This window comes from Saccharothrix sp. NBAS 001, assembly GCF_056640475.1.
The window spans coordinates 6,767,098-6,788,106 of sequence record NZ_CM153251.1 but is presented as its reverse complement, the minus strand read 5'-3'; the positions used below and the strand labels follow the sequence as shown (position 1 = coordinate 6,788,106).

General features: G+C 73.3%; 20 protein-coding genes and 1 pseudogene. 7 read left to right on the top strand and 14 right to left on the bottom strand.

All coding sequences use genetic code 11. The features are described 5' to 3' along the window. Window positions 1-6 precede the first annotated feature (6 nt). Both AC0HI0_RS29150 and AC0HI0_RS29145 read left to right on the top strand, forming a co-directional pair. Complete coding sequence (locus AC0HI0_RS29150; protein ID WP_480926702.1) at window positions 7-1,281, top strand: NtaA/DmoA family FMN-dependent monooxygenase; 1,275 nt, start codon at window positions 7-9, stop codon at window positions 1,279-1,281. Beyond that, window positions 1,278-2,297 carry an LLM class flavin-dependent oxidoreductase gene (locus AC0HI0_RS29145; protein WP_480926701.1) on the top strand — a complete coding sequence of 340 codons (1,020 nt, stop codon included), beginning with the start codon at window positions 1,278-1,280 and terminating at the stop codon, window positions 2,295-2,297. The genes AC0HI0_RS29150 and AC0HI0_RS29145 overlap by 4 nt, the downstream gene beginning before the upstream one ends. A 36-nt stretch (window positions 2,298-2,333) precedes the next feature. Here AC0HI0_RS29145 and AC0HI0_RS29140 read toward each other — a convergent pair whose 3' ends face one another. From AC0HI0_RS29140 to AC0HI0_RS29110, 7 genes are all read right to left on the bottom strand, one after another. After that, on the bottom strand, window positions 2,334-3,824 hold the full coding sequence (locus AC0HI0_RS29140) for a hypothetical protein (protein WP_480926700.1): 1,491 nt from the start codon (window positions 3,822-3,824) through the stop codon (window positions 2,334-2,336). A 23-nt stretch (window positions 3,825-3,847) separates the two neighbouring features. Next, window positions 3,848-4,408 carry a DUF3558 domain-containing protein gene (locus AC0HI0_RS29135; RefSeq protein WP_480926699.1) on the bottom strand — a complete coding sequence of 187 codons (561 nt, stop codon included), beginning with the start codon at window positions 4,406-4,408 and terminating at the stop codon, window positions 3,848-3,850. Between the two features lie 17 nt (window positions 4,409-4,425). Beyond that, window positions 4,426-4,833, bottom strand: a complete 408-nt coding sequence (locus tag AC0HI0_RS29130; RefSeq protein WP_480926698.1) for a hypothetical protein — start codon at window positions 4,831-4,833, stop codon at window positions 4,426-4,428. After that, window positions 4,824-5,603, bottom strand: a complete 780-nt coding sequence (locus tag AC0HI0_RS29125) for an ESX secretion-associated protein EspG (protein WP_480926697.1) — start codon at window positions 5,601-5,603, stop codon at window positions 4,824-4,826. The genes AC0HI0_RS29130 and AC0HI0_RS29125 overlap by 10 nt, the downstream gene beginning before the upstream one ends. A 567-nt stretch (window positions 5,604-6,170) precedes the next feature. Next, window positions 6,171-7,568: a substrate-binding domain-containing protein gene (locus AC0HI0_RS29120; protein ID WP_480926696.1), complete on the bottom strand. Its 1,398-nt coding sequence runs from the start codon at window positions 7,566-7,568 to the stop codon at window positions 6,171-6,173. Between the two features lie 323 nt (window positions 7,569-7,891). Continuing rightward, window positions 7,892-8,308, bottom strand: a complete 417-nt coding sequence (locus AC0HI0_RS29115) for a nucleoside deaminase (protein WP_480926695.1) — start codon at window positions 8,306-8,308, stop codon at window positions 7,892-7,894. Continuing rightward, entirely contained in the window at window positions 8,305-9,135 is an 831-nt protein-coding gene (locus AC0HI0_RS29110; protein WP_480926694.1) for an LLM class flavin-dependent oxidoreductase, read from the bottom strand. Before AC0HI0_RS29110 ends, AC0HI0_RS29115 begins: the two co-directional genes overlap by 4 nt. Window positions 9,136-9,228: 93 nt before the next feature. On the opposite strand from AC0HI0_RS29110, the gene AC0HI0_RS29105 reads away from it, so the two are divergent. Beyond that, window positions 9,229-9,684: an Lrp/AsnC family transcriptional regulator gene (locus tag AC0HI0_RS29105; protein ID WP_480926693.1), complete on the top strand. Its 456-nt coding sequence runs from the start codon at window positions 9,229-9,231 to the stop codon at window positions 9,682-9,684. A 1-nt stretch (window position 9,685) separates the two neighbouring features. Here the strand turns inward: AC0HI0_RS29105 and AC0HI0_RS29100 are convergent, their stop codons facing one another. Together AC0HI0_RS29100 and AC0HI0_RS29095 are read right to left on the bottom strand one after the other, a co-directional pair. Beyond that, complete coding sequence (locus AC0HI0_RS29100) at window positions 9,686-10,522, bottom strand: hypothetical protein (protein WP_480926692.1); 837 nt, start codon at window positions 10,520-10,522, stop codon at window positions 9,686-9,688. Further along, entirely contained in the window at window positions 10,519-11,112 is a 594-nt protein-coding gene (locus AC0HI0_RS29095; protein ID WP_480926691.1) for an RNA polymerase sigma factor, read from the bottom strand. The genes AC0HI0_RS29100 and AC0HI0_RS29095 overlap by 4 nt, the downstream gene beginning before the upstream one ends. A gap of 195 nt (window positions 11,113-11,307) precedes the next feature. On the opposite strand from AC0HI0_RS29095, the gene AC0HI0_RS29090 reads away from it, so the two are divergent. Beyond that, window positions 11,308-13,911, top strand: a complete 2,604-nt coding sequence (locus tag AC0HI0_RS29090; protein ID WP_480926690.1) for a glycoside hydrolase family 3 N-terminal domain-containing protein — start codon at window positions 11,308-11,310, stop codon at window positions 13,909-13,911. Between the two features lie 39 nt (window positions 13,912-13,950). Here AC0HI0_RS29090 and AC0HI0_RS29085 read toward each other — a convergent pair whose 3' ends face one another. Beyond that, window positions 13,951-14,559 carry an NAD(P)-dependent oxidoreductase gene (locus AC0HI0_RS29085; RefSeq protein WP_480926689.1) on the bottom strand — a complete coding sequence of 203 codons (609 nt, stop codon included), beginning with the start codon at window positions 14,557-14,559 and terminating at the stop codon, window positions 13,951-13,953. Then, complete coding sequence (locus AC0HI0_RS29080) at window positions 14,483-15,421, bottom strand: EamA family transporter (RefSeq protein ID WP_480926688.1); 939 nt, start codon at window positions 15,419-15,421, stop codon at window positions 14,483-14,485. Before AC0HI0_RS29080 ends, AC0HI0_RS29085 begins: the two co-directional genes overlap by 77 nt. A 49-nt stretch (window positions 15,422-15,470) precedes the next feature. Between AC0HI0_RS29080 and AC0HI0_RS29075 the strand changes: the two genes are divergently transcribed. Further along, a complete protein-coding gene (locus tag AC0HI0_RS29075) occupies window positions 15,471-15,959 on the top strand; it encodes a MarR family winged helix-turn-helix transcriptional regulator (protein WP_480926687.1) in 489 nt (162 codons plus the stop codon). Between the two features lie 58 nt (window positions 15,960-16,017). Beyond that, window positions 16,018-16,362 (top strand): hypothetical protein, encoded by a 345-nt coding sequence (locus AC0HI0_RS29070; protein WP_480926686.1) that lies wholly within the window; start codon window positions 16,018-16,020, stop codon window positions 16,360-16,362. Here the strand turns inward: AC0HI0_RS29070 and AC0HI0_RS29065 are convergent. The 3 genes from AC0HI0_RS29065 to AC0HI0_RS29055 are packed head-to-tail and all read right to left on the bottom strand — an operon-like array spanning window position 16,335 to window position 19,955. After that, a complete protein-coding gene (locus tag AC0HI0_RS29065; protein WP_480926685.1) occupies window positions 16,335-16,799 on the bottom strand; it encodes a hypothetical protein in 465 nt (154 codons plus the stop codon). The genes AC0HI0_RS29070 and AC0HI0_RS29065 overlap by 28 nt on opposite strands. After that, entirely contained in the window at window positions 16,792-17,172 is a 381-nt protein-coding gene (locus tag AC0HI0_RS29060; protein WP_480926684.1) for a hypothetical protein, read from the bottom strand. The genes AC0HI0_RS29065 and AC0HI0_RS29060 overlap by 8 nt, the downstream gene beginning before the upstream one ends. Beyond that, on the bottom strand, window positions 17,169-19,955 hold the full coding sequence (locus AC0HI0_RS29055) for an AfsR/SARP family transcriptional regulator (protein ID WP_480926683.1): 2,787 nt from the start codon (window positions 19,953-19,955) through the stop codon (window positions 17,169-17,171). Before AC0HI0_RS29055 ends, AC0HI0_RS29060 begins: the two co-directional genes overlap by 4 nt. 643 nt (window positions 19,956-20,598) lie before the next feature. On the opposite strand from AC0HI0_RS29055, the pseudogene AC0HI0_RS29050 reads away from it, so the two are divergent. Beyond that, window positions 20,599-20,991 (top strand): annotated as a pseudogene (locus AC0HI0_RS29050) (DUF6359 domain-containing protein); the annotation flags it as partial. Window positions 20,992-21,009: the final 18 nt, after the last annotated feature.

Below are 21,009 nucleotides of genomic sequence, written 5' to 3'. Positions count from 1 at the left end.
GCCGAGATGAAGCAGATCCACCTCGCCGCGCACTTCCCCGGCGTGAACAACACGACTGTGTGGAGCGATCCGCAGGCGGGCAGCCACATCGAGTTCTCCTCGTTCGCGCACTTCGCGCAGACCGCCGAGCGGGCCAAGTTCGACTTCTTCTTCCTGGCCGAGGGGCTGCGGCTGCGCGAGCAGAACGGGCTGATCTACGACCTGGACGTGGTGGGCCGCCCGGACACCTTCACCGTGCTGGCGGGCTTGGCCGCGGTGACCACGCACCTGGGGCTGGCGGGCACCATCAACTCCACGTTCAACGAGCCCTTCGAGGTGGCCCGGCAGTTCACCTCGCTGGACCACCTCTCCGGCGGGCGCGCCGCGTGGAACGTGGTCACCTCGTGGGACGCGTTCACCGGCGAGAACTTCCGGCGCGGCGGCTACCTGCCGGAGAACCAGCGCTACGAACGGGCGAAGAAGTTCCTCGACGCGGCCACCGTGCTGTTCGACTCGTGGCGCCAGGACGGCGTTTTCGCCTACCAGGACGAGTTCTTCGACATCTCCGGCCGGTTCGACCTGCCCCGGTCGCCGCAGGGCCGGCCGGTGGTCCTCCAGGCCGGCGACTCCGACGAGGGCCGGGAGTTCGCCGCCGCCAAGGCCGACGCGATCTTCAGCCGGCACGCGACCCTGGTGGAGGGCAAGGCGTTCTACGCCGACGTCAAGGGCCGGCTGGCCAAGTACGGGCGCACGCCCGACCAGCTCAAGGTGCTGCCCGCCGCGTCGTTCGTGCTGGCGGACAGCGATTCCGAGGCGCAGGAGCTGGCGCACGAGGTCCGCCGGCAGCAGGTGAGCGGGCAGACCGCGATCAAGTCCCTGGAGCAGGTCTGGAACCGCGACCTGTCGGCGTACGACCCGGACGGGCCGCTGCCCGAGGTCGACCCGCTGGTGGGGGAGCACACCATCGCGAAGGGCCGGGCCAGCGTGCGCAGCCACCGCGATCCCCTCGCCACCGCGCGGGAGTGGCGTGAGCTGGCGGCGTCGAAGAACCTGTCGATCCGCGACCTGATCATCGAGCAGACCGCGCGGCAGACGTTCATCGGGTCGCCCGCCACGGTCGCGGGCCGGATCAACGACCTGGTGCAGGCCGATGCCAGTGACGGGTTCATCCTGGTGCCGCACGTGACCCCCGGCGGGTTCGACGTGTTCGCCGACACGGTGGTGCCGCTGTTGCAGGAGCGCGGGGTGTTCCGGGCCGACTACACCGGGCCGACGCTGCGCGACCACCTGGGATTGTCGTGAAGTACCTGCTCATCACGCTGATCACGCACACCGGTCCGCCGTCCACGACGACGGACCGGTTGCGGGAGGTGGTCGACACCGCCGTGCTGGCGGAGGAACTGGGTTTCGACGGCTACGGGGTGGGCGAGCGGCACGAGCGCCCGTTCATCTCGTCGTCGCCGCCCGTGGTGCTGAGCCACATCGCGGCCCGCACGTCGAGCATCCGCCTGTTCACCGCCGTGACCACGTTGAGCCTGCTGGACCCCGTTCGCGCGTACGAGGACTACGCGACCCTGGACCACCTGTCGGGCGGTCGCCTGGAGCTGATGATCGGCAAGGGCAACGGCTCCGCGCAACGCGAGCTGTTCCACGTGACGCCCGAGGACCAGTGGGACCGCAACAACGAGGGCTACGAACTGCTCCGCCGCCTGTGGCGGGAGGACCGGGTGACCTGGTCCGGCCGGTACCGACCGTCCCTCGTGGACGCCGAGGTGTGGCCGAAGCCGTTGCAGCAGCCGATCCGGGTGTGGCACGGCAGCGCGACCAGCGAGGCGTCGGTGGAGCTGGCGGCCCGCTGGGGCGATCCGCTGTTCTCCGCCAACGTGACCAACCCGCTGGAGCCGTACGCCGCCCTGATCCGCCACTACCGCGAGCGGTGGGCGCACCACGGCCACGCCGGGCCGCCGATCGTGGGCGCGGGCACCGCCGGCTACTACGCGGCCCGCAACTCCCAGGACGCGATCGACGTCTACCGCCCGACCTTCGAGTTCAAGCTGGCGCTGCAGAAGAAACTGGGCCTGGAGCCGGTGTTCCACACGTTGGAGGACTTCGTGGCGCGCAGTTCGGCGCTGATCGGGAGCCCCGCCCAGATCGTGGAGAAGGTGCAGCGCTACCACGAGGCGTTCGGCCACCAGGTGATGCACCTGTCCGCCGACCGCGACGGCCTCGACGAGAAGCAGCACCGGGCGACCCTGGAGCTGTTCCAGAGCGACATCGCCCCGGTGCTGAACCGGGACATCGCCGACCCGGCCTGGTGACCTCCGAGGAGCACCGCGGCCGGCCGAGCCGCCCCTTCACCGGTCCCAGTCGCCGATCACCGGCGGCGCACTCGTCCCCGACGCCCCGAACACCTCGTCGGGATCCGGCTCCAGCAGGTACGACGGCGTCTGGTGCTCGGCGTCCTCCTCCCGAGGCGCCCCGCCGCCGACGACCGGGCCCACACCGGCCGCTCCACCGCCGCCACGCACCCCGCCCGGTCCGCCACCCCGGGCCCCGCCACTCGTCGCGCCCCCGGGCGGCCCGACCCCGGACGCCCCGCCCGGCCCGGCAAGCCCAGGGCCGCCGATCCCGGGCGCGCCGACGCCCGTCCCGCCGATCCCGGGCCGACCGGCCCCCGTGCCGCCACCGCCGCCGATCCGCCCCGCACCACCGCGTCCCGCCGAGCCGCCGGCACGACCGCCGCCCGCCCCGTTGGCCGCCGACCCGCCCCGCCCGCCGGGCACCGGCCCCGGCACCACGCCGCCGCCGACACCGGGAACCGCGCCGCCGGGCACGCCAACCTGCTTGCCCGGCAACGGCTCCGTGCCCTGCCCGTGGCCGCTGGGCTGGGTGACCCCGCCGACCGGCAGCGGCCCGCCCGGCTCCGTCCGTCCGACATCCGGCGGTCGGGTGGGCGTCGAGCGGGAAGTCTCGGTGTGACCGGAGACCTCCGGCACCGGCCCAACCCGGCGTGACGACGACTCACGTGCGTCCACTGTGGCCTCGGCCACGGAATCCTGTTGCGCCACAACAGGAGGAGGCGCGAACGCGGGCTGCGCCGCAGCCGTCTGCGCCACCGTCCGGTCGTAGGTCTCGACGACCCGGGCCGCTTCCCGGTGGTCCTTCTGCTGCTGCTCGAACGCCGCCCGGTCGGCCGCCGCCTGCTGGATGATCTGGATGGGATCGGTGATCCGCAACAGCCGGTCGTTGGCCTCCTGCACGTCGAACGGCCGGGCGGGCGGCGGGGGGACGCTGTTCTTGGCGTCGGCCAACGCCCGCGACTGCTGCGTGAACAGCGTGCCCGCCAGCTGCGCCGAAACGCCGGTCTCCCCGGCGCGGTTGCCCATGCGCGCCAACGCCTGCCGCGCGTGGTCCCCGGCTTCGCCGACCCACTCGCCCTCGCTGTTGCCGATCGCGGTGACGAGGTTCTCGTTGAAGGTGGCCAGGCGGTTGCCCAGGTCGGTCCACATCGAGGCGATCTCGCCGACCTGGGCCGGGTCGACGCCGTCGTGGACGCCGTCGTAGAGCTGCTGGTGCGAGATGCCCAGGTAGTACGTGCCGGGCTGGTCCGGCGCGGTCCGGGTGAGCACCCCGTCCTTGAGCTGGGCCGCCTGGCGGTCGAGCAGGTCGTCCACCCGACCCGGGTCCATGATCGCGCCGACGTAGCCGCCGAACGGCCCGTAGCGCTCCCGGTGCTCCCGCCGCACCCGGTCCTGCAACTCCTCGCCGGTGTGCGCCTCGGCGTGCCGGTCCAGGTGGTAGCGGTGGTAGACGTCCGACGGCCGGCCCGGTGCCCCCTCGTTCATGCCCTCCCCCTCCCCGCCGGTCGCTACGGCAGTCTCGGTTCGACCAGCTCCGCTATCCGCCGTGCCAGCGGACAGGGGTCCTCGCCGCTCTGCGCGGTGTTGAGCACCACGTCGACGCGCGAGGACGGGCCGACCCCGAGGTAGATCCCGCAACTGCCGGTCGCGCCGAGCAGCTCCTTGGCCGGCCGGTCGCCGACGTTGATCTCCTTGACCTGGCCGCCGTTGGCCGCCACGCCCGCCAACCCCACGTTGGTGCGGATGCCCACGCCGAGCGCACCGGCCTTGTTCGAGAACGTGCACACCCGCGCGGTGCCGATCTTCTCCTCGGCGGGCTCCACCCGGGACAGCCCCAGCGCGCTCTCCGCCTCGCCCTTGGTCAGCAGGGTGCACGGGGCGGCCTTCTCCAGCGACCCGCCCGGGTCGGCCGCGCTCGGCGGGCTGCCGGTCACGTTGCCGCCGGGGTTGCTCGTCGCGCTGACCGAGGTGGTCGACGCGCGTCTGGCCACGCCCGCGACCTGGGCGCCGCAGGCGGTGACGGCGAGCAGCGCGGCCAGCAGGCCCGCCAGGCCGAGTCGTGAGTTCACAGGTGCTCCCTGATAGGTCAAGCGCTCTGTGGTGAACCACCGGTGTTCTTGAGGTCGTGGGCGCGGTCGTCGTCGGTGCGCCGGTAGGTGCTGATCGCGCTCACCACCTCGGCGCGCAACTGCTGGAGATCGGCTTGGAGCCGGTGGACGGCGGGGACGAAGCCCTGCGCCGGGTCGCTCGCGATGGTCGCCAGGAACGGTCGGTAGACGCGCGCCGCCGGCGTCGTGCCCAGCTGGGGTTCCTGGCCGAGCACCTCGGCCTTCATCAGCGCGGTGGCCGTGCCGGCGAGCATGTCGTCGATGGCGTCGACGAGGGCCTGCGCACCCTCGGGGCTGATCGTGAAGCCCGCCGCGGTGGCGGCCCGGAACCCCTGGACCGCGCCGGACATGTCGCCGATCCCCTGGACGAAACCGCCTACCGCCACGGTGATCTCCCTCCCCGGAGGACGTCGGACCCGGTCGCGGACAGGCGGGCCAGGTGACGGGTCAGCGCGGCGTGGTCGGCCGGGGTGTAGGTGGCCGAGACCACGCCGTCGTCCGCTCCCGGCAGGACGGCGTAGCGGCCCTGGTCGGTGTCCAGGTAGCCGAGCGTGCCCCGGTCCGCGCCGTCCGCCGTGACCGCGAAGTAGCCCGCGCCCAGCCGGGGCCGGCGCAGGATCTCCTCCACCGCCGCCCGCGCGGACGGTGCGGCGGGCTTGAGGGCGCTGGTGAAGCGGAACTCGGAGAAGTCCTCGTCCGGGGTCCGGGCCGGTTTCGACGTGTCGACCACGGTCACCGACGAGCCCGGCCCCGGCCGCACCGGGGGCAGCAGGTCGACCAGCGCGGGCAGCACGGCGTCCGGGTGCGCGCGGTGGAACGTGATGGAGGCTTCGCCGCCCACGGCCAGCAGGCCCGCGCGGTCGTCCGCCACGGCCAGCGCCAGCGGCCGGTCCGCACCGGAGGTGCCCACCAGCGCCACGGCGACCCGGCCGCCGGCGAGCAGGCGCAGCGACTCGACCAGCTCGGGCGCGAACTCGCCCGCGCGGACCAGGCCGCGCGCCGCCAGGTCGCGGTGCGCCCGCGCCACGACGGTCAGCCGCTCCTCGCGGGTCGCGCCGTGGTGGCCCACGTCGAAGGGGAAAACCCGCACGTCGACGCGCAGGGCTTCGCCGAGCGCGTCGAGTTCGGCGAACGAGCACACCATCCCCGTCGACACCCGATATCGCCGCCTTCCCCGCCGCTGGGGGATATGTTGGCAGCACTGCGCGGCGGTGAATCCGTCTTCGTGCGGGTCTCACCCCACGGGTGGGCGAATTTACGCCTTATGGGGGACGGGCATTCCTCGTGATTGGTTCGGTGAGTCGAATCGCGCGGAGTCCGTGTTGTCGCCTGGCACGCCCCGGACCTCGGTGTATTCACTGTCAAAGGTGAATCCGGTCGCGTCCCGACGTACCTCGTCACCTCGATCGGGTGTGGCGTGATGCAGCAACGCCGGTCGTTGTCGACAAACCTCGGAAAGGTTCGCCGAATGTACTGCGTCTCGTAATGCGGTCGCGATCGGGGCAAGCGTTCCGCGTGCAAGGATTAGTTGCCGAGTGGAATACCCGATCAAACGGTGGAATTGCCGTCGATCGTACCGGTGGTCGTCCCGCAACCCGGCCGTCGCCCGGCCGACCCCGAGCCGATCACGCTGGACCGGGCCGGGTCGGCGCGCGCTCACGGCCGGTCGGCCGCGTCGGTGCCTCGGGGGCCGGGCGTGGGCCCGGTGCCGTCGGCGGCCGGCTCATTTGATGGCGAACCGCATCTCGGCGATGACGGCCTTGCCTCGTTGGCTCGCCACGAAGTTCAGGAACGAGCCGGTCAGGCTGCCCGGCTCGGGCTGGCCGTAGGTGTAGAGGTACTCCGGCACCTGGAACGGGTAGTTCGCCTGGTCGGTGCCCGGGGACGGGCTCGTCCCGTCGATCGAGACGATGTGGACGCCCTTCGATTCCTTGGCTTTGGTGTACTCCACGTACCCGATGGCACCGGCGGTGCCGGCCACCTTGTTGGCGACGTCCTCCGAATTCGACTTCTCGCACTTCAGGACGGGCACGTCCCTCTTGTCCGGGATCGGCACCTCGCAGTCGGAGGAGTTGAAGTCGATTTCCCGGGCATCGCCCAGGATGGTGCGCTGGAACGCGGCCCGGGTGCCGGACGGGGAGGTGCGGCCCACCAGGCGGACCGGTTGGCCGGGGCCCCAGGTTGGCCGTTCGCCTTTGTAGAGGGCTTGGATTTCGCTCTTGCTCAGGTTCTTCTCGCCGACGCTGTCGTTGACCACGATCGCGAACGTCACGTTCCCCACCTGGCGGCCGGCCAGGCCGGAGTACGCCCCGGTCGCCTCGCCGTCGCTCATCGCGATGGTGAGCACGCCGGAACCCTTCGTGTCGTTCAGGTGGGTGACCCCGTCGTTGCTGGCGTTGGGCGCGGACTGGACGTCGCCTTCCGGGCAGCCCTTCTTGTACTCCTCGGCGAGTTTCCCGGTGGCCGGCGCGAAGGCGCTGGAGCCTTCGATCCTGATGGTTCCGGCGACGCAGTCCGAACCCCGCTGGCCGTACAGACCGGTGACGATCAGGGCGGCCGACGCGGTGAGCACTATCGCCATCCCGGCGCTGAGCCACAGGGTGCGCCTGCTCGGGCCGTCGCCGCGCGCCGTGTCGTGCACGAGCCTGCCGCCGTGGATGATGCCGTCGCAGTCCACGGTCTTGGTGTCGTCGGCGGGATCGCCGGACAGCAGCACCAGCAGTTTGAGCCGGTCGCCCCGGTTGAGCGGGATCTTGGGCAGGTCCAGCTTGTCGTCGCCGACCGGCGGCCAGGACTTGTTCTGCTGGAACATGCGGAGCACGGGCTGCTTGGCCTCGACGATGTCGACGTCGATCACCCGGCGGCCGCCGAACTCCAGGTGCAGCGGGACCTCGAAGTCGGCGGCCCCGACGGCGGCGCTGCCGGTGTTCATGATGCGGATCAACGCCAAACCCGCGTCGGGGACCGACGCCCCGCCCCGGCGTCGGTCCCGCAAGTCGACGTCGATCATGTTGTCGCCGAGCGTCGGGGCGCGTCCGATCGGCGCGTCCAGGTGCACCCGCCAACTGATCTGCTTGCGCCTGGACCAGCCCGCGGCGAGGGAGACGACAATCGTCAGCAAGGCCGAAGCGGCACCGATAATGACCTGGGGATCCGTCAGTGGCGTGGTGTCGGCGAGTTGCTGGACGGTCTGCAAAAAAGGCACCGACTGGCTCATGCGCCCAACGTATCCAACAGGCGATCCGGCGCGGATCCGTTCACTTCCGATTCATGGCTCGTTCGGCAAGACTTCCGGCCGTCACGGCTGAATCGGACAATGTCGCCGATCGTGCGACGACTTGATTTCCGCAGTATTGCGGGGGTGGTCAGGTGGCGGTCTATTCGCGGTCCGGGTGGATTTATTCTTTCCACCCGGACAACCGGTCGCCGGGTCGCGCGACACCCTCAGGGGTAGTACCCGCGCACCGCCGCGCTCGCTTCGTCGTACAGCGCGGGCCCCTCGGTGGGCACGGAGGGGAAGCCGCCGGCGGTCTTGAGGCCGTTGAGCTGCTCGGCCGACAGGGCGAACACGACGTGCCCGAGGCCGGACCGGGCCAGCGCCCCCGCGCACATCCCGCACGGCTCGCAACTGGTGTACATCGTCGTCCCCGCGGCGACCTCGGGCGACAGCTCGCGGGCCGCCCACCGGGCCAGCTTCAGCTCCGGGTGGGCGGTGATGTCCCGGTCGGTCAGGCTGGTGTTGCGCTCCTCGGCCAACACCGCCCCGTCCGGCCCGACCAGGAGCGAGCCGAACGGCGGGTTGCCGCCCGCGCGGGCCTCGGCGGCCAGGGCGATCGCGCGCCGCAAGTGCTGTTCGTTCAACGGAATTCCTTTCGCACGGTGGCGAGCGCGTGCCACGCCACTTCCGGGTCGAGCGTCTCGGCCGGGTCGCCGACGTACGGGTCCAGCACGACCGCGTGCACGCCCTGCTCCCTCAACAGCGCCAAGTCGCCGACCACCTGTTCGACGTCGCCCTCACCCATCCGCCGTTCGGCCAACGGTCGGTCGGTGATCCGCAGCAGGATGCGCGGGGCCAGAGCGGGCAACGGTTTCCCCTCCTCTTCGGCGATCTCCGCCAAGCGGGACAACGACTCCTGCCACGCGGAATGCGTCAACCGCAGGCTGTGCCACGCGTCGCCGTGCCGCACGGCCCGCCGCAACGCGCCGTCGCTGTGCCCGCCGACCCAGATCGGGATCGGCCCCGAACCGTAGTCGGCCTCGTCCCGCCACGCCCGCCGAAGCGTGCCGACGAGGTCGTCGGTCAGCTTCCCGCGCTGCCCGAAGGGCACGCCCAGCGCCGCGAACTCCTGCCGCGCCCACCCGACGCCGACCCCGAGCACCAGCCGCTGCCCGCTGAGCTGGTGCAGGTTCGCGGCCATCCGCGCCACCAGCAGCGGGTGCCGGTACGGCGCGATCAGCACGGTGGTGCCCAACGAGATCCGGTCGGTCACCCCGGCGAGCCACGACAGCGTGGTGAACGGCTCGTAGAACGGCGCGGGGTACTGCTCGGCGACGTCCGGCGTGATCGCCACGTGGTCGGACACCATCAGCAGGTCGTACCCCAGCCCCTCCACGGTCCGCGCCCAGTCGCGCAGCACCGCCGGGGACGTGCCGGGGCCGAAGTTGGGGACGTTCACACCGATCAGCACGTGCCCAAGATTAGGTCGGGCCGGCGTGACGGTGAAGGGACTCCTCACGGCATCACCCCGTCCGTGCCGTGGATTCCACGGTAGATTGGCCGGATGACCGAGACCCTGGATGCGACGGACTGGGCGATCCTCGCCGAGCTGCAACAGGACGGCCGGGTCGCGCTCACCGAGCTGGGCCGCCGGGTCAACCTCAGCGCGTCGGCCACCACGGAACGGGTCAAGCGCCTGGAGCAGGCCGGCGTCATCACCGGCTACCGCGCCACCGTCGACCTGGACAAGGTCGGCTACGGCGTGCTCGCCGTGGTGCGCCTCAAGTACCCCGGCAACCGGCACGAGCCGCTGCACGCGCTGCTCGCCGAGCGCTCGGAGATCCTGGAGTGCCTGCGCACCACGGGCGAGGACTGCTACACGCTCAAGGTCGCCGCCGGTTCCATGGCGCACCTGGAGAAGGTCGTCAACGACCTGACGGCGTTCGGCACCACCACCACGAGCATCGTCTACAGCCAGACCTTGCCGTACCGGGGGATCGGCGGACGCCCACCCGCCTGACCTAGCGCCACGGCAGGGCGGGCACGCACGTCGCCGGGTCCGACGAGAACTGGCTGCCGTAGACCACCGCGCCGTCCGGCCGCAGGTAGCACTGCCGCGCGATGTCCGCGCTGGTGCCGAGGAACCGGCCGTTCCGGTCGTACGCGCGGACTTCGCCGGTCGTGCCGTCGTAGGGGAGTTCCCGCTTCGACGGGTAGACGATCCGCGCCAGGTAGGTGCCGTCGGCGATGGTCGCGTCCACGGTCGTGCCGTCGTAGGTGTAGGTCACCCTGGCCACTTTGGTGCCGACCCGGCCGACCGCCACCCGCCAGGCCCGGGGGTCCGGGCGCTTGTCGTCGCCGAGCGGTCGCCCGCCGCTGGTGCCGCCGGTGTGGTCGACCGAGAAGTAACCGGGCAGCCAGTCCAGCGCGGTCAGGTAGAGGTAGCCGGAGTCGAACGGCACGAACGGGCCGTCGACCGTGCAGGGGAGCAGGTAGCCGGAGGTGTAGAGCACCGCGTACTTGCCCGCCGCGTCCTCCCGGTACTGGTACAGCCGGGCCGGCGGGCTGATCCGCGCCGATGCCGAACACCCGGCCTCGATCTCCGCGACGCGCTGCGGGGACAGGTCCGCCTTCGCGGCGGTGGGCGCGCTCTGCGCCGGGTCGAGGGCGTCCTCGGCGGGCCGGGACACGTCCGGCGTGAGCACGACGGCCAGGGCCACCACGGCGGCAGCGGCGGCCAGGACGGCCGCGTGCCGCCGCGCCGGCCGCCGCCCGGTGATCGCGCGTTCGACCGCGTCGCGGATCTCGGCGTGCCGGCCGGGCGGCAGGTCGCGGGCGGGGGGCAGGGTGGTGTTCATCGGTCCTCCACGGCGAGCGGGGTGAACGGGACGACGTCCGGGCCGGTGCCGAGCAGCCTCGCCAGCCGCGCCTTCGCCCGGCTGACCCGCGCCCGCACGCTGCCCTCGGCGATGCCGAGCACGGCGGACGCGTCGGCGTACGACACGCCCGACCACACGCACAGCGCCAGCGCCTCGCGCTCGGCGCGCGGCAGCCGGTCCACCGCCGCCAGCAGCGCGGACATCCGCCGCTGGTCGTCGACCCGCGCGGCGACCTGGTCGGCGTGGTCGGGGACGGGCGGTTCGACGGGCACCCGGTTGAGCAGCCGCAGCCGCCGGGCGAACGTGCGCCGCTCGCCGCGCACCACGTTGGTGGCCACGGCGAGCAGCCACGGCAGCGCCGACTCGTGCTCCAGCCGGACGCGGGCCCGCTTGCGCCACGCCAGCAGGAACGTGGCCTGGAGGTGGTCCTCGGCGGCGGACCACGACGCGGTGAGCCGGAAGCAGTGGTTGTAGACCGCCTTGGCGTGCCGGTCGAACAGCACGCCGAACGCGGCACCGCTGCCGGCCGCCGCGCGGGCCCACAGCGCGCGGTCGTCTTCGGTCGTCATGTCCTCTTCGTGCCCGCTCGGGGGACCTGTGTTGCGCCAGTGTGCCGCCCTGCGGCGGCGCGGTTCCGCCACCGGCCGCCGCACCCGATCCCGACCTGCGCGGAAGCGCTCTCACGAAAGTCTTGACCGGGCCGGTCGGACCCGGTGAGGATCGGCTGGAGCCCGCCGCCGCCCCGTCGACGAACGGATCAGCAGATGTCCCGCAGACACCTGGGTACCGCGCTCGCCGTGCTGCTCGCCACCGGTCTGACCACCGGGGTCGCGAGCGCGGACCCCTCCCCGGGCCGGCCGGTCGTCGGCGAACCCCGCACCGAACGCGGCTGCGCCCGGATCGAACCGACCTCGCCCACCTACGTCGACTGGCCCAGGGTCCGCAGCCGCGTCCAGGGCGGCCCCGCCGACGAGCGGCGGATCGCCGGCATCGTGAACTCCCTGACCCTGGCCGAGAAGGTCGGCCAGATGACCCAGCCGGAGATCGCCGCCATCACGCCGGACGAGGTCCGCCGGTACGGCATCGGCACGGTCCTCAACGGCGGTGGGTCGTGGCCAGGCCGCGACAAGCACGCCGCCGTGCGGGACTGGCTCTCGCTCGCCGACGCCTACTGGGACGCCTCGACGGCGACCCGGACGAAGATCCCGGTGCTGTGGGGCATCGACGCCGTGCACGGCAACAACAACGTCTACGGTGCGACGGTCTTCCCGCACAACATCGGCCTGGGCGCGGCGCACGACCCGTGCCTGGTCCGGGACGTCGGCGCGGCCACCGCCGAGCAGATCCGCGCCACCGGCCAGGACTGGGCGTTCGCGCCGACCCTGGCCGTGGTCCGCGACGACCGCTGGGGCCGGACCTACGAGGGCTTCGCCGAGGAGCCGGAGATCACCCGCGCGTACGGCTACGAGGCCGTGCGCGGCCTCCAGGGCGACGGCCGCCGCCGGGTGGACGTGCTGGCCACCGCCAAGCACTTCATCGGCGACGGCGGCACGCTCGGCGGCAAGGACCAGGGCGTCACCCCGTCGTCCGCCGCCGAGATGGTCGACCTGCACGGCCAGGGCTACTACGGCGCGCTGGCGGCCGGCGCGCAGACCGTGATGGTGTCGTTCAACAGCTGGACCAACGCCGACCTGGGGATCGAGGAGGGCAAGCTGCACGGCAGCCGGCTCGCGGTGACCGACGTCCTCAAGGGCAAGATCGGGTTCGACGGCCTGGTCGTGTCGGACTGGAACGGCATCGGCCAGGTCCCCGGCTGCACGAACGCCAGTTGCCCGCAGGCGATCAACGCCGGCATCGACGTCGTCATGGTCCCCGACGACTGGAAGGCGTTCATCGCCAACACCGTCGCCCAGGTCGAGGACGGCCGGATCCCGTTGTCCCGCATCGACGACGCGGTCACCAGGATCCTCCGGGTGAAGCTGCGCAGCGGTGTGCTCGACGGCGTGCGGCCCTCGGCGCGCGAGCACGCGGGTTCGGCCCAGGCGTTGCAGGCGCGCAAGACCGCCCGCGAGGCCGTGCGGAAATCGCAGGTGCTGCTGAAGAACGACAACCGCGTGCTGCCGCTCAAGCCGCACGCCAAGGTGCTGGTGGTCGGCAAGAGCGCGGACAGCCTCCAGAACCAGACCGGCGGCTGGACGTTGAGCTGGCAGGGCACCGGGAACACCAACGCCGACTTCCCCAACGGCACCACGGTGCTCGGTGGGCTGCGCGAAGCGTTGGGGGACGGGAACGTGGTGTTCTCCGAGACAGGTGACGTCGACCCGGCGGGCTTCGACGCGGTGATCGCGGTCATCGGCGAGACCCCGTACGCCGAAGGCACCGGCGACCTGGGCAAGCGCACCCTGGAGGCGGCCAAGCTCCACCCGGAGGATTTGGCGGTGCTGGACAAGGTCCGCGGTCGCGGCGCCCCGGTCGTCACGGTCTACGTGTCCGGACGTCCGTTGCACGTCAACAAGGAACTCAACCGCTCCGACGCGTTCGTAGCCGCGTGGCTGCCGGGGGCCGAAGGCGGTGGTGTGGCGGATCTGCTGGTGCGCGGGCGTTACACGTACCCGGGCTTCACCGGGACGCTGTCGTACTCGTGGCCGCGCAGCGCGTGCCAGACGCCGCTCAACCCCGGCCAGGCGGGCTACGACCCGTTGTTCAAGCCCGGGTACGGCCTGAGGTCGTGGCAGACCGGGCGCGTCGGCAAGCTGGACGAGACGTCGCCTGCCGGCTGCTCGGGCGACGGTGGCGGCGGCACCGCGACCGAGGACCTGGAGCTGTTCAACCGGCGGGACATCGCGCCGTACAAGGGTTTCATCGGCTCGCCGGACAACTGGGGCGGTACCGAGATCGGTCCGGACGGCGAGGCCGCGCACAGCACGGTCGGCGTGCGCCCGGCGGACGTGAACGTGCAGGGCGACGCGTTGCGGACCACGTGGACGGGTACCGGCCAGCTCTACCTCCAGAACCCGGCCGGCGGCAACGACCTGCGGGGCTACCTCAACGCGAACGCGGCCCTGGTGTTCGACGTGATCGTGCACCGGCCGCCGGCGGCGCGGACCGTGGTGAGCGCGCACTGCGGGTACCCGTGCTTCGCGGAAGTCGACGCCACCGGGATCTTCGGCGGCCTGCCGGTCGGGGCGAGGGCGACGGTGAAGATCCCGGTGGCGTGCTTCGCGGCCGGGGGTCTGGACCTGGAGAACGTCAACACACCGTTCCTGGTCTACACCGACGGCGCGTTCGAGGCGTCGTTCGCGAACGTCCGGTGGGTGCCGAAGGCGGCCCGGGACCCCGACGCCCGAGCGTGTTCCGGCCCGAGCTGACCGGACGGGGTGGGTCCGGCGCACGGGCCCACCCCCGGTTCAGTACCCGACGGTGAACCTGGCCCTGCTGTGCCGCGGCCGTTCGGCCTCGTCCAGCAGGGCCACCGCGAAGTCCTCCAGCGAGATCGCGGAGTCCCCGCCGGAGGTCACCACCAGCTCGTCGCGGCCGAGCCGGTAGCGGCCGGTCCGGGTGCCCGGCTCCAGCGCGAGCGGCGGGCTCAGGTACGTCCAGTCCACTTCGGACTCCGCCCGGACGACCTCCAGCTGCGCGGTGCACGCCAGCGCGATCGGCCGCAGGAACGCCGGGAAGTCCGGCGCGTCCTGCACCAGCACCCCGTCCGGCCGGACCAGGCTGCTCGCGCCGCCGACCAGCAGCAGCCGCGCCCCGGTCGGCCGCACGCCGTCCAGCAGCGCCTTCGCGGTGGCCGCGAGTTCGTGCTCCCGCCCGTCGACCGGCCGGGTCGCGCCGATCACGACGTCCTGGCCGGCGCCGAGCCGGGTCACGTCGGCGGCGGCGTTCGCGTCGCCCACGCGGCACCCCGCGCGGCCGAACCGCGAGACCGCGACGACGTCATGCCCGCGACGCGACGCCTCGGCCACCACCCGGCTGCCGACGCCCCCGGTCGCCCCGAACACGGTGATCCGCATTCCCGTTCCCCCCTCTGGTCTGCGCCACGACCAGCGCGGCGAGCACGATCACGGCGCCGGACACCTGCGCCACCGTCAAGTCCTGGCCGAGCGCCAGCCAGCCGACCGTCGTCGCGACCACCGGGCTGAGCAGGCCGAGGAACGTCACCTCGGTCGCCGCCAGCAGCTTCACGCCGCGGAACCACAGGCTGTAGGACAGCGCCGCGCCGATGACCGCCAGGTACGCGTACCCGGCCACGTTCGTCGCGGTCAGCGCCGGCGGCGGGCCCTCCACCAGGAAGGTGGCGGGCAGGAGCAGCAGGCCGCCCGCGACGAGCTGCCAGCCGGTGGTGGCGAGCAGCGGTGCCGGCGACGCCCACCGCTTGCCCAGCACGGTCCCGGAGGCCATCACCACCGCGCCGCCGAACGCCGCGGCCACGCCCAGCCAGTCCAGCTGCGCGTTGGCCCGCAGCACCAGCAGGCTCACCCCGACGATCCCGGCGACGGCCGCCAACCCGACCCGCAGCGTGATCCGCTGACCGAGCACGGCGGCGGCGAGCCCGGCGACGATCAGCGGCTGGATCGCGCCGACCGTGGCGGCCACCCCGCCGGGCAGCCGGTATGCGGCCAGGAACAGCAGCGGCAGGAACGCGCCGATGTTCAGCGCGCCGAGTATCAGCGACTTCCACCACCAGTCGCCGGTGGGCAGTCGCCGGACCACCACGAGCAGCAGGAGGCCGGCGGGCAGCGCGCGCAGCAGGCTCGCCAGCAGCGGGCGGTCCGGCGGCAGGTACTGGGTGGTGACGAAGTAGGTGGTGCCCCAGATGGCCGGGCCCAGCGCGGTGACCAATCGGTTGCTTAGCACTAAGCCAAAGTAGCTCATTGCTAAGCTACTTTGGCGGTGATCTGCCTCACCGCTAAGGTATGCGGGCATGGGAGACCACGTGGACCTCGTGCTCGACCAGTGGCGCGCGCAGCGCCCTGACCTGGACGTCTCGCCGATGGCGGTGATCGGCCGGCTGTCCCGGCTGAACCGGGTCGTCGACGGCGAACTGCGCGCGACCTTCGCCCGGCACGGCCTGGACCGCGCGTCGTTCGACGTGCTGGCCACCCTGCGGCGCAGCGAGCCGCCGCACCGGCTGACGCCGACCGAGCTGATGAAGTCGTCCATGATCACCTCCGGCGCGGTCACCCAGCGGCTGGACCGGCTGGAGGCGCGCGGCCTGGTGACCAGGGGCCCGAGCCCGGTGGACGGCCGGGGCGTCGTCGTGGCGCTGACCGACGAGGGCCGCGTGCTGGTCGACGCCACCCTGCCCGACCACCTGGCCACCGAGGAACGCCTGCTGGCCGCGCTCGGGCCGGCCGAGCGCGAGCGGCTGGCGGCGACGCTCAAGACCGTCCTGGAATCCCTCGCCGACTGACCCCGCGCGGCCGTCGTTGCCGGCAAGGTGATGGGCAGTCGAACGCACGGGGGAGAACATGAAGAGGATCGCGGTCGTCGGCGCGGTGGTGCTCGCGGGAGGCATGTTGGGCGCCGCCCCGGCCGGTGCGACGGTCAGCCCGCACTGCCAGGAGGACGGCTACTGCCTGTTCTCCGCGACGCGGTTCGGTGGCACCAAAGCCGTCCTGCCGTCCGACCCGGGCTGCCACCGGGTGGGCGCGCTCGGGTTCAGCCCGGCCCGTTCGGCGGCCCGGGGTTTCGGCGACGGCAGCGCGTTGGCGATCTACTCCGACGCGAACTGCGCGAACCGCATCGCCTTCGTGTACGACGAGGTGCCGGACGCGTCCGCGCTGTCCTACCGGCTGCTGCCGATCCCGGGCTGACCGGGTTCCGCGGCGGATTCGGTGCGGCGCAGCCAGAGCAGGCCGAGCACCGGCAGCACCAGCGGCACGAAGCCGTAGCCGATGCCGAAACCGGACCACACCGTGGCTTCCGGGAACCACGACGGCACCAGCAGGCTCACCGCGCCGACCACCACCACGCCGGTCAACTCCACGGCGCACGACGCGAACGCCACCCGCCGCGACCCGCGGCTGCCCACCGCGAGCGTCACCGTGGCCAGGATGTAGACCACGGCGGCCAAAGCGGACAGCAGGTACGCCACCGGAGCCTCGCCGAAGCGCGTCGCGATCTGCACGGCGGACCGCGCCGTCGCGGCGAGCGCGAAGATCCCGTAGACGGCGATCAGCAGCCGCCCCGGCCCGGACCGGGTGGCGTTCGGCCCGGCGGCGGGCCCGGGGGAAGGCGCGGCGTCAGGCATGGCCCTGCCACACCTGGTGCAGCCGCACGATCATCACCGGCACGCTCAGGCACCCGACCGCGAGCACCGAGGCGCCCCACCGGGACCGCTCCGCGATCGACCAGAACCCGGCCAGCGGCAGCACCAGCACCGGCCCGAGCAGGTAGCCGACGAACGTGGCCCCGGAGATCTCCCGGTCCAGCCCGACCAGCCGGACGATCCCGACCACGGCCTGCACCAGCAGCCCGACCTCCAGCAGCACCACCAGGCCGGCCACGCCGAGCGTGAGCTTCGTCTCCAGCGTCAACGGCTTGTCCAGCACCACGAGCAGCACCGCCCACGCGGCTGCCACCAGCGCCAGCACGGTCAGCGCCACGGCCAACGAGTCGATCATCGAACCAGGTCCTCCAACGGCATGTCCACCGGGACACTAGCCGCCACCCGTTCGGCCAGCCTCCGGTGGCCGATGGCACGGGCGATCGACCGGGCCCGCGCCGCGTGCTCCCGGGCCGCCTCGACGTCGCCCGCGCGGGCGTGCACCGCGGCCAGCACGGTGTGCACGACGCCGGTCAGCGACGGCCGCGAACCCCGGCGGACCAGGTCGTGGGCCTGCTCGGCGAGTTCACGGGCCTCGCGGGGGCACGTCTCGCGGCCCGCGTCGGCCCACTCGACCAGCGCCTCCACCTCGTGGTGGTAGTCGGCGATGGACCGCGCGGCGGCCACCGCCTCGACGAACCGGTCCGGCCGGTACCCGTGCAGCGCCGACTCGGCCCGGCCGACCCGGACCAGCGCGGCGGTCTCCCACATCGCGTCGCCGGTCGCCCGGCTGACCGCGAGCATCGCCACCGCCTGCTCCAACGACCCGCGCACGTCGCCCGCGTCCCACGCGGCCAGGCTCAGCGCCCACCGGGCGAAGCTCTCCTCGCGGAGCTTGCCCAGTTCGACGGCACCGGCCAGGGCCTCCCGGGCGCACGCCACGCCGTCCTCGCCCAGGCAGTGCCGCAGCGCGGCCAGCCGGTTGAGCGCGAACACCTCGCGGGCCCGGTCGCCGGCCGCGCGGGCGAGTTCCAGCGCCGAGGTCAGCCGGTCCAGCGCGAGCGGGTAGCGGTCGCTGAGCCAGTAGTTGGTGGCCAGGTTGATCGACGCGACCAGGTGCGCCTCGGCGTCGCCGGCCCGCCGCGCGACCTCGGCGGCGTGGCCGTGCGCGGCGATCCCGTCGTGCAGGTGGCCGCCGACCAGCAGGTAGCGGGCCAGCCCCCGGCTGAGCAGCCAGGCGTACCGGGGCCGGTCGAGGTCTTCGGCGTGGCGGATCGCGGCCAGCAGGTTCGGCCGCTCCCGGTCGCACCACGCGGTCGCCGAGGCGTGGTCGGGCAGCGGCGGCAGGCCGACGTCCGGGAACGCGGGCACCGGCGGCGCGGTCTCCAGGTCCGGCACGAACACCCGGTTCGCCCGGTCGGTCGTGCGCAGGTAGTAGTCGAACAGCCGGTGGGTCGCCTCGGTGCGCTCCTCGGCCGGCGCGACCTCGCGCGCGTACTCGCGGATCAGGTCGTGGAAGGTGTAGCGGCCCGGCGCGCGCTGCTCCAGCAGGTGCACGTCCAGCAGGCCCTCCAGCAGCTCCTCCGCCCGGCCCGCCGGCAGCCCCACCGCCGCGGCGGCGGCGAACACGTCCAGGTCGGTCCCGGGCTGCGCGCCGAGCAGCCGGAACACCCGCTGGTGCGCGTCGTCCAACTGCCGGTAGGACAGGGAGAACGCCGCCGCCACGCCGTGATCGTCCACGGCCAGCTCGCGCAGCCGGTCCCGCAGCCGGTCGCGCAGCTGCGCGACGGTCCACAGTGGACGGTGCTGCAACCGGGCGGCGGCGATCCGGATGGCCAGCGGCAGGCAGCCGCACAGCGCCACCACCTCGGCCACCGCGGCGGGTTCGGCGCGGGTCGCCACCCGGTCGAACAGCGCGACCGCGTCCGACTCCGGCAGCACGTCCAGCGAGACCGGCGTCGCGCCCGCGACCGTGGCCAGCCGCCGCCTGCTGGTGACCAGCACCAGGCAGCCCGCCGTGCCCGGCAGCAGCGGCCGGACCTGCTCGGCGCTCGCCGCGTTGTCCAGCACGATCAGCACCCGCCGGCCGGCCAGCGTCGAGCGCCACAGCGCGGACCGGGCGTCCACCGACTCGGGCAGCGCCTCGGCGACCACCCCGGCCTCGCGCAGCAGGACCTCCAGCGCGGCGGCCGGGTCGACCGGTCCCCGGCCGGCGGTGTGCGCGTGCAGGTCGACGAACAGCCGCCCGTCCGGGAAGCGGTCCGCGAGCCGGTGCGCGACGTGCAGCGCGAGCGCGGTCTTGCCGACCCCGGCCATGCCGTCGACCAGCGCGATCCCGGTGGCCCCGGCCAGCCGGGCGATCTCGGCGGTGCGCCCGGTGAAGTCGGGCACGTCGTAGGGCAGGAACGTGCGGCCCGCCGGCCGGGCCTCGTCCCGCAGCACCTCCTGGTGCGCCGCCCGCAGGTCCGCGCCGGGGTCCAGACCGTGCTCGACGCGCAGCCACCGCCGCCGCTCGTCGAACACCGCCAGCGCCCGCACCTGCTCCCCGGACCGGTGCAGCGCCAGCACCAGCAGCGCGGCGAACCGCTCCCGCAGCGGGTGCTCGGCCACCAGGTCGCGCAGTTCCGCGGCGACCGGCCGGCCCAGCTCCAGGTCGGCGGCCACCCGCTGCTCCAGGGCGGCCAGCCGGGCCTCCTCCAGGCCCTGCGCCAGCCGCTGCCGGGCCAGGTCGCCGGCCACGTCGGCGAGCACCGGCCCGCGCCACAGCGCCAGCGCCGCGCGCAGCAGGTCGGCCCGGCCCGCGGGCTCGGCGTCGCGGGCCCGTTCGACCAGCTCCCGGAACCGGTGCACGTCGATCCGCGCCGGGTCGGTGACCAGCGCGTACCCGTCGCCCCGGCGCTCGATGCGGCCGAGTTCGGCCGGCAGCGCGGTGCGCAGCCGGCTCACGTTGCTGCGCAGCGCCGCCTCCGCCCCGGCGGTCGGCGCGCCGTCCGACGCCAGGTCGATCAGCCGCCCGGCGGACACCGCCCGGTTGGGGTGCAGCGCGAGGACCGCCAGCAGGAACCGCTCCCGCCGCCGGTTCACGGTGATCACGCGACCGTCGAGCACCACCTCGAACGGCCCCAGCAGGCGGAACTCCACACCCCGCACGGTACTCGGCGGGCCGGCAACCAAATGGCAACGCGGACCGCCGACGCTGTGGCCATCGGTTCGCGAGCACCGGGGAGGTCGCGACGTGTCCACGACGCACCGGAGAGCAACGCGGCCGGCCGGCGGGTGCCGGCCGCGCCGCTGCCCGCCGGTCTCGGCCGGGTCCCGCCCGCCTGGGGGTGGGGCGGGGACCCGGCACGGGTGTTCGCGAACGGCTCCACCGGACCGCGCCGGGACCCCGGTGGGTGGAGGCCGGCGGTGACCTGCGGGCGTGACCGGACATCGACACGGTCAACGGCACGTGGGCACCGCGGGGGTGATCGGGAACGGCGGGGACGACACGCCCCCCGGATCCGCCTGACCCGACCCCGGGGAGGCCGTGGAGCGCTCGTGTAGGGGCGCTCCACGGCTGCTCCCGTTGCCGCGCAAGCGACTGCGGGATGCCGAACACCGATCGCCGGCACCCGCCCGGGGTACCAAGCGGCCACCTGCCCGTCGGTGCCGATTCACTCGATAGTGGCCACTTTCGTGCGATCCTCCCTGGGTGATTCGGCTCCGCTGATCACGCACAGTCAGACCCTCTGGCGCGCGCTGTCACCCTGCGACGCCGCAATCGGGGAGAGGACACCCAACCGTGCGAAAGTTCCCTTGGCGGGTGACCGGCTTACTCGCGGCCGGCGTCACCGTCATCGCCACCCTGCTCGTGCCCACCGCCACGGCCGCCACGCCGATCACCGTCGCCCAGGCGATCGGTCAGCAGAACGGCGCGTCCGCCACCGTGCGGGGCTACGTCGTCGGCCAGCCGACCGCCACCTCCACCGTGGTCCGCTCGAACTTCCCGTCGGACTACGCGCTCGCCCTGGCCGACGCGCCGGGCCAGACCAACACCGCGCAGATGGTCTACGTGCAGATCACCTCGGCGTTCCGGGCCGCGTGGGGCCTGCGCACCAACCCCGGCCTGCTCGGCACGCGCATCGACGTGACCGGGCCGCTGACGGCGTACTTCGCGCACCCCGGGCTCACCTCGCCCACCGCGTTCGCGCCC